Consider the following 4751-nt stretch of genomic DNA (forward strand, 5'->3'; position numbering starts at 1 on the left):
CAGTCGTCCGAGGACGCGTAGACGTGGAAGGCGCCGTCCGCTCCCCTCTGGACCGACGGGTCCGGGGCGATGGAGGAGATCACCGGGTTCGCGGCCGCGGGCACCGCCGCGGTGGCGGACACGAGGGGGACGACGACGGCCAGCGCGGCGGCGCCGAGGGCGCGCGCTCCTCGCGAGATTTTCATCGGCCGAGCATAGACCCATGAACCGTCTTTATGTGACCGTACGTAACTCCCGGTTGGAGCCCCGCTCCGCGCTCTCTATCTCGCCCCGCGCTCCTTGCGCAGCAGGAACCGCTGGATCTTGCCCGACGGCGTCTTGGGCAGCTCACGGGCGAAGTGGACCTTCCGGGGGAACGCGTGGGCCGCGAACTCCGTCTTGACCCACTTCTGCAGTTCCTCCGCCTTGTCGTCGTCACCCTCGACACCCTCGCGCAGCACGACGTACGCCTCGAGTACCTCACCGGCCAGTTCGTCGGGGACGCCGATGATCGCCGACTCCAGCACGTCCGGGTGCTTGGCCAGGACGGACTCCACGTCGAACGGGCCGATCCGGTAGCCGGACATGATGATCACGTCGTCGTCGCGGCTGGAGAAGTAGAAATGACCGTCGGCGTCGAGCTTGGCCGCGTCGCCCGTGTAGTACCAGCGGCCGTCCGCGCTGAACCGCTCGGCCGTCTTCTCGGGCGCGTCGTGGTACCCCGTGAACCACATGAGCGGGCTGGCGGGGACGTCGATCGCGACGCGGCCGAGCTCCCCCACCGGCGCGGTTTCGTCGGAGTCGGCCGCGAGCACGGTGCACCCCCACCCGGGAAGCGGCACTCCCATGGACCCGGGACGGACGTCCTCGCGCAGCGAGTCGTGCCAGGGGTTGATGATGAACATCCCGTGCTCGGTCTGGCCGTACTGGTCCCGGACCTCGACACCGAACTGCTCGATCGACCACTCGATCACCTCCGGGGTGAGCGGCTCACCGGCGGCGGAGGCCCGGCGGAGCCTCACGTCCGGCGCGATGTCGCGCTTGGCGCGCATCGTCCGGTAGACCGTCGGCGCCGCCGCGAAGTTGGTGACCCCGTAGTACTGCAGGACGGCGAACGCCAACTCCGGGGTGTATCGGGCGTGGAGGAGCAGGCTGCGGCGGCCCACCGCCAGCGGACCGAGGATGCCGTAGTAGAGGCCGTACGCCCAGCCCGGATCGGCACCGTTCCAGAACACGTCGTCGGCGCGCACGTCCAGACCGGTCTCGATGTACTGGTGGAACGCGGCGAGCGCGCGGACGGGGACGACGACCCCCTTGGGGGTGCCGGTGGTGCCCGAGGTGAAGAGCATCACCATCCCGGCGTCCGGGCCGGTGACCGCGGCGCCGCGACCGGGCTCCTGGTCGCCGACGATCGTGTCGAGATCGAGGTCTCCCTCCCGGGCACCGGGGCAGTCCGCCAGCCCGGCCACGACCACCGGGACGGACGTGCTCTCGAGCTTCCCCCGCTGGTCGGCGTCGGACACGATCACCCGGGCGTCGCCGCCGGTGATCCGCATCTCGATGGCGGGCCAGGCGAACGCGGTGAACAGCGGCATGTGCACCGCGCCCAGGCGCCAGATCCCCATGAGCGTGAACACCAGGTCCGCGGACTTGGCCATGAGCGTGGCGACCCGGTCCCCCTCGCCCACACCGAGGGCCGCCAGGGCGGCGGCCACCTTCTCGCTCCCGACCTTCAGCTCGCCGTAGGTGATGTCGCGACCGGACAGGTCGGCGTCGATCACGGTGAAGGCCACGGCGTCAGGGTCGTGGCGGTCGCACAGGAACTCCGCCGCACTCGCACCGGGGACGTCGTAGATCGCCAGGAGCTCGTCCGGGGACAGGGGCGTGCCGGTGGGCGGCGTGGTCTCGGTCGTATCTGCAGACATGTCTGCAGATACTGCTGCAGAGGCCCGCCGCACACCACCCACCGACGGGCACCCCCGCTTTCGGGGCTGGTACGACTGCTCCGGAGCCGTGCACTCTAATGGGACCACCCGACGATTCCCGCACGTACCCGGAAGGACTCCCATGGCCGTCGACCGACTGCTCCCCAGCGACGAGGCGTACGAACTCCTCGACATGACCCGCTCGGTCGCGGACAAGCTGCTCGAGCCGATCGCGGCCGAGCACGAGCGGAACCACACCTATCCCGAGGGGCTCTTCGCGCAACTCGGCGAGGTGGGCCTGCTGGGGCTGCCCTATCCGGAGGAGTTCGGCGGCGGCGACCAGCCGTACGAGGTGTACCTGCAGGTGCTCGAGGAGCTCGGTGCCCGGTGGGCGGCTGTCGCCGTCGCGACGAGCGTGCACGGTCTGTCCTGCTTCCCCCTTGCCACCGCCGGCTCCGACGAGCAGAAGGCCGAGTGGCTGCCCGGGATGCTCGCCGGCGAGCAGATCGGCGCGTATTCGCTCTCGGAGCCACAGGCCGGGTCGGACGCGGCGGCGCTGCGGTGCCGCGCCGAGCGCGAGGGTGACGAGTTCGTGGTCACCGGCACCAAGTCCTGGATCACGCACGGTGGGATCGCGGACGTGTACAACACCTTCGTCCGCACCGGCGAGGGGTCCCGCGGCATCTCGTGTCTCCTGGTCCCCCGCGACACCGAGAACCTGACGTTCGGGAAGCCCGAGGACAAGATGGGCCTGAACGGCGTCCCCACCACCACCGCCGCCTACGAGGGCGCCCGGGTCGACGCCGCCCGTCTCCTGGGCGCCGAGGGCGACGGACTGCGCATCGCGTTCTCCGCCCTGGACTCGGGCCGGCTCGGGATCGCCGCGGTGGCCACCGGCATCGCGCAGCGGGCACTCGACGACGCGGTCGCCTACGCCAATGAGCGCGAGGCGTTCGGCAAGACCATCATCGGCCACCAGGGCCTGGGCTTCCTGCTGGCGGACATGGCCGCGGCCGTGACCTCCGCCCGCGCCACGTACCTCGACGCCGCCCGACGCAAGGACGCCGGCCGTCCCTACTCCCGCCAGGCCTCGATCGCCAAGCTCACCGCCACGGACGCGGCGATGAAGGTCACGACGGACGCGGTCCAGGTGCTCGGCGGCGTCGGCTACACCCGGGAGTTCCCCGTGGAGCGGTACATGCGCGAGGCCAAGATCACCCAGATCTTCGAGGGCACCAACCAGATCCAGCGACTGGTGATCGCCCGCGACCTCGCCGTCTGAGTCCCCGGCGGCCCGTCCGGCCCGGAGCGCCTAAGGTTGGCGGCATGTCCTCCCTCCCCGACGCCTCCGCTCCCGCGGGCACCGAGTACGTGGTCCTCCTCTCGGAGGACGGCCAGCCCGTCGGCACCGCGGACAAGGCCACCGTCCACACCACCGACACCCCGCTGCACCTGGCGTTCTCGTGCCACGTGGTCGACGAGGAGGGCCGCGTCCTGCTCACCCGTCGCGCGCTGCACAAGCGCGCCTGGCCGGGCGTGTGGACCAACTCGTTCTGTGGTCACCCCGCACCGGGCGAGGACCCCGCCGAGGCGATAGTGCGACGGGCGGAACAGGAACTCGGGACGCGCGTGGACGGGATCGAGCCGGCGTTGCCGGACTTCCGGTACCGGGCGGTGGACGACTCCGGGATCGTGGAGAACGAGATCTGCCCGGTGTTCACCGCCCGCATCCGCGCCGACCTAGCCCCGCGGGCGGACGAGGTGTGTGCCCACCACTGGGCCCGGCCCGAGGACGTGCGCAAGGCCATCGACGCGACGCCGTTCGCGTTCAGCCCCTGGCTGGTCGCGCAGGCGCCGCGCATGGCCCTCTACGCTCGTTGAGGACGGGCTCGGTGAGGACGGGCTCGGTGAGGACAGGCGCGTTGAGGACGGCGGATCGGCCGTCAGCCCGGCGGGCTGACGCCGTTAGCCCGGGATGCTGATGTGTCCCTCCTCGGCCGCCAGGCCGATGTCGCGACGGAAGTGACCGCCGCCCAGCTCGACCCCGTCGAGGATCCGGTAGGCCTCCGCGCGCGCGGCGGCGAGGTCGGGACCGGTCCCGACGACCGACAGGACCCGCCCCCCGGCCGAGACCAGTCGCCCGTTCTCGTCCCGGGCCGTCCCGGCGTGGAAGACCCCCGGCTGCTCGGCGCCCTCGATCACGTCCCCCCGGCGTGGCGAGGACGGGTAGTTCTCCGCGGCCAGCACGACGGTCACGGCGGCGCCGTCGCGCCACACCAGCGGAGGCAGCTCGGCGAGACGGCCGGTGGCCACCGCGTGGAGGGCCTGCCCCAGGGGCGACTCCAGTAGCGCCAGGACCGCCTGCGTCTCGGGATCACCGAAACGGCAGTTGAACTCCACGACCTCGGGGCCAGACGTGGTGATCGCCAGACCCGCGTACAGGAGACCGGAGAAGCCGCATCCCCGTGCGACCATCTCGCGGGCGACCGGCTCACACACCTCGGAGACGATCCGGTCGACCATCCCCTGCGGCAGCCACGGCAGGGGGGTGTAGGCACCCATCCCGCCGGTGTTGGGTCCGCGGTCCCCCTCCCCGACACGCTTGTGATCCTGAGCGGGGAGGAGCGGGACCACCGTCTCGCCGTCCACGAGACAGAACAGCGACACCTCGGGGCCGTCGAGGAAGGACTCGAGCAGAACCGGGTGCCCGTCGTCCAGGCAGGCGAGCGCGTGGGCGTGCGCGGCGGCGCGGTCGGGCGTGACCACGACCCCCTTGCCGGCCGCGAGGCCGTCGTCCTTGACCACCCAGGTGGGGCCGAACCGGTCGAGCGCCTCGTCCAGGTCGGC

General features: G+C 71.6%; 4 protein-coding genes and 1 pseudogene. 2 read left to right on the forward strand and 3 right to left on the reverse strand.

The window, feature by feature from the left end; translation table 11 throughout:
• Positions 1-185: pseudogene (locus tag G6021_RS17535) on the reverse strand (endo-1,5-alpha-L-arabinanase); the annotation flags it as partial.
• A 75-nt stretch (positions 186-260) separates the two neighbouring features.
• Positions 261-1904, reverse strand: a complete 1644-nt coding sequence (locus G6021_RS14330; protein WP_107748805.1) for an AMP-binding protein — start codon at positions 1902-1904, stop codon at positions 261-263.
• Positions 1905-2046: 142 nt separating this feature from the next.
• Here G6021_RS14330 and G6021_RS14335 point away from each other — a divergent pair, with 142 nt between their 5' ends.
• Positions 2047-3186: an acyl-CoA dehydrogenase family protein gene (locus G6021_RS14335; RefSeq protein ID WP_107748804.1), complete on the forward strand. Its 1140-nt coding sequence runs from the start codon at positions 2047-2049 to the stop codon at positions 3184-3186.
• Between the two features lie 44 nt (positions 3187-3230).
• On the forward strand, positions 3231-3785 hold the full coding sequence (gene idi, locus G6021_RS14340) for an isopentenyl-diphosphate Delta-isomerase (RefSeq protein ID WP_017835303.1): 555 nt from the start codon (positions 3231-3233) through the stop codon (positions 3783-3785).
• 84 nt (positions 3786-3869) lie between these two features.
• Here the strand turns inward: idi and purD are convergent.
• Positions 3870-4751: phosphoribosylamine--glycine ligase (purD, locus tag G6021_RS14345; protein ID WP_182617493.1), on the reverse strand; the 882-nt coding region annotated here is incomplete at its 5' end.

This window comes from Dietzia sp. CW19 (genome assembly GCF_014145265.1).
Classification (GTDB): Bacteria; Actinomycetota; Actinomycetes; order Mycobacteriales; family Mycobacteriaceae; genus Dietzia; species Dietzia natronolimnaea.